A 2,559-nucleotide genomic window follows, 5' to 3' on the forward strand; every position below is an offset into this window, starting at 1 on the left:
GTTCTATGAGCCCGTTTTCCGTTTGTTCTTTTGTGCTCAAGCCGGCGCCGTTTTTATCTCGTCAACGTTTGCATAACCAGCACAGATATTACTCTGGGTCATAGCTTTGCATTTGTGGCTGGTTCATGCATTTGTTGGCGGAACTATTTCCTACATGTAATCATAACGTTTTCTACGAATAGTACTTACCGGTCTTTTTCTGGTACGTTTTTTTCCGAGTGCTATTCTATTTTTACGGCGGCGGCTTTATTTTGTTCTATGGGCCCGTTTTCCGTTTGTTCTTTTGTGCTCAAGCCGGTGCCGTTTTTATCTCGTCAACGCTTGCATAACCAGCACAGATATTACTACGGCTCAATACTTTGCATTTGTGGCTGGTTGATGCATTTGTTAGGCATCTATTCATTATTGGTACTTGCGACGTTTGAATGCCGCAACATCCTGCCGTGTAAGACAAAACCACTCCCCGCGGACTCTTCGATCCTCAAAACGCCTGTGCCAATACCGCTCAATTCCCTCTGGATCATCCGTTTCGATTGTGTGAATATGTTCCAATTCCCGTGGCAGTAGAAGGGAAATTTCTCGACGCCTTCTAGCCACGTCATTAGATCGTCCGATCTTATAATCTGTGCCGTATTTAGCCAAATAGACGTATCCGGTAACGCGCTTTGAGGGATCGGTATAACGCTCTTCGATTTCTGTCGGGATCGACACTCGCGGTTCAACCATTGGGATGATATCGGCAAACTCGTTGTGTTGCTTGCAGAATTCTAAAAGTATACCAGGAACGTTCTTGTACGCGTTTCTCCCAAGGTGGAAATATGCATCATAGCTTGGGAACGTATTGTCTTCTGCTCTTGCCACCATGATGTTCCCCTTGGTTGGGAACTTCCCAAGATTTCGCGTTAATACAGCTAATCTGTGCAACAAATCAGACCTATCATAGGCAGCATTTAAACTGTTGGGCTCTAGATCTGCCGCCTTCACGGCTTCGGAGTACTTCGAGAATCCAGCTCGCCACAGTTCAGAACGCTTAACTCCAGTAGCGCTCATAAACGCTCGTTGGCCAGGAACCCTTCCCATCTCAGCTGCGAGCGATCGAATCGCTTCGATTATCGCATCTCTCGTCATACTGTCCTCTCGGTGTGCCTAACGCTCTGCATAACCTGAACAGAAATTTATCAGTAAATCACCTCGCATCTGTTTCTGGTTCATGCAGTTGTTCACAATTTGTTTACAGCTATCAACTGGTATTACTCACTTTCAAAGATAACAAGAGCTTTTTCACCAGTGTCCCACATAGCTCTTCCGCAAATCCCATTTCTCGAAACCCTCAAAGAAGGATGTGAAAGGTTTTGATTGCTGGATAAATCCAGAAGAATAGATCTCACAAATTCACCATCAGGTTTGAAAACATTCCAGCGTTCGGATTGTAGTGACCAGAAAACCCGAGCCCAGAGATTGTTATCAGGACCGAATGCAATTCCACTTATGATTGGCTCTTTCTCAGGAACTTCGACAGTAAATGTTCGAGTATCGTCACCGAAACTCACAGGCATCGATACCGGCAAACCACTGATTTTATAGGTTGAATCAACCTTGGTTCTCTCAAATACCATATCAAGCTGAATTGTATGTGAATACTCGCCAGATGAGTTGTAGAACTCAACTTCAGGAGAGTCTTGATTCAATATGGCAGTTGCAACATTACCATATCTGTCAACTGCATACAGAGGGTAATAATCAGCATAATCTGTTTGCGATGAGCTCATCTGTTCTGAGTGTTCAAAATAGATTGTTTCAAGGACTCCGGTATATGCGTTAATTGCCACAAGTTGAACAGTAGCAATAGGAGCATCCTGGGTTATTTCAATGTTAATTTGCTTAACTACAATTGTTGAATCTTTCCCAGGCTGGATTTCTATGATCGTATTAAAAAAGCTACCTGTGTAGTACTCTACAGATGAGCCATCGCTACCAAGAATCTGCCAGTTTTCCATCATCATGTCGCGAACAACGAAGTCTCCCGTAGCTAAGTATGCAAATGGATATGGGGCTCTGAACTCACCGGGACCTGATCCTCTACCTCCAATCTGATATTGAACACCACCTTCAGAATCGAGAACGTGTATGCAACAGGCTATATAGTCAAGTATTGCGTAGTCTCCACTATCCATCAACGCGATATCGGAAACATCGGCAATACCGTATTCAAGATCTCCAGCTGCTGGCACAACAATCATAATCTGAAGAGAATCTCTTATGCTTCCAGCTCCTCTGGATAGTTCGGCATCGGGATTATCGCCACACGACAAAGAAAGCATTAGGGAAACGGCAAGTATGATGACGCGGTGAAATTTGGCCATAATGCAATGTCCTTTTCATTGACCGGTTGTTTCGGATTGATCTACTTGTGAACGCTCTGAATAACCTGCACAAGCATCAGTGAAGCCTGCTCTCAAGCGTTTGTGGCAGGTTCATTCAGTTGTTCAGTGCTCTTTTTGTGCCCCTTAAAAACAATCCGCAAGACATCATTATTATTTTCTGTAACTAAAAAGGATG

2 protein-coding genes are annotated in these 2,559 nt (G+C 44.0%); both read right to left on the reverse strand.

Going from position 1 to position 2,559, the window contains the following annotated elements:
• Positions 1–402: 402 nt before the first annotated feature.
• Positions 403–1,128 carry a GIY-YIG nuclease family protein gene (locus K8S15_12845; protein ID MCD4776924.1) on the reverse strand — a complete coding sequence of 242 codons (726 nt, stop codon included), beginning with the start codon at positions 1,126–1,128 and terminating at the stop codon, positions 403–405.
• A 122-nt stretch (positions 1,129–1,250) separates the two neighbouring features.
• The gene (locus K8S15_12850; GenBank protein ID MCD4776925.1) at positions 1,251–2,363 is read right to left on the reverse strand and encodes a hypothetical protein; all 1,113 of its coding nucleotides are present in this window, start codon (positions 2,361–2,363) and stop codon (positions 1,251–1,253) included.
• Positions 2,364–2,559: the final 196 nt, after the last annotated feature.

This window comes from Candidatus Aegiribacteria sp., assembly GCA_021108005.1.
In the GTDB taxonomy this organism is placed as follows: domain Bacteria; phylum Fermentibacterota; class Fermentibacteria; order Fermentibacterales; family JCC-6; genus Aegiribacteria.

What these genes read in the sequence shown, in the direction of transcription:
- K8S15_12850 (MCD4776925.1), bottom strand. Translation starts at nt 2,363, where the DNA reads ATGGCCAAATTTCACCGCGTCATCATACTTGCCGTTTCCCTAATGCTT.
- K8S15_12845 (MCD4776924.1), bottom strand. Translation starts at nt 1,128, where the DNA reads ATGACGAGAGATGCGATAATCGAAGCGATTCGATCGCTCGCAGCTGAG.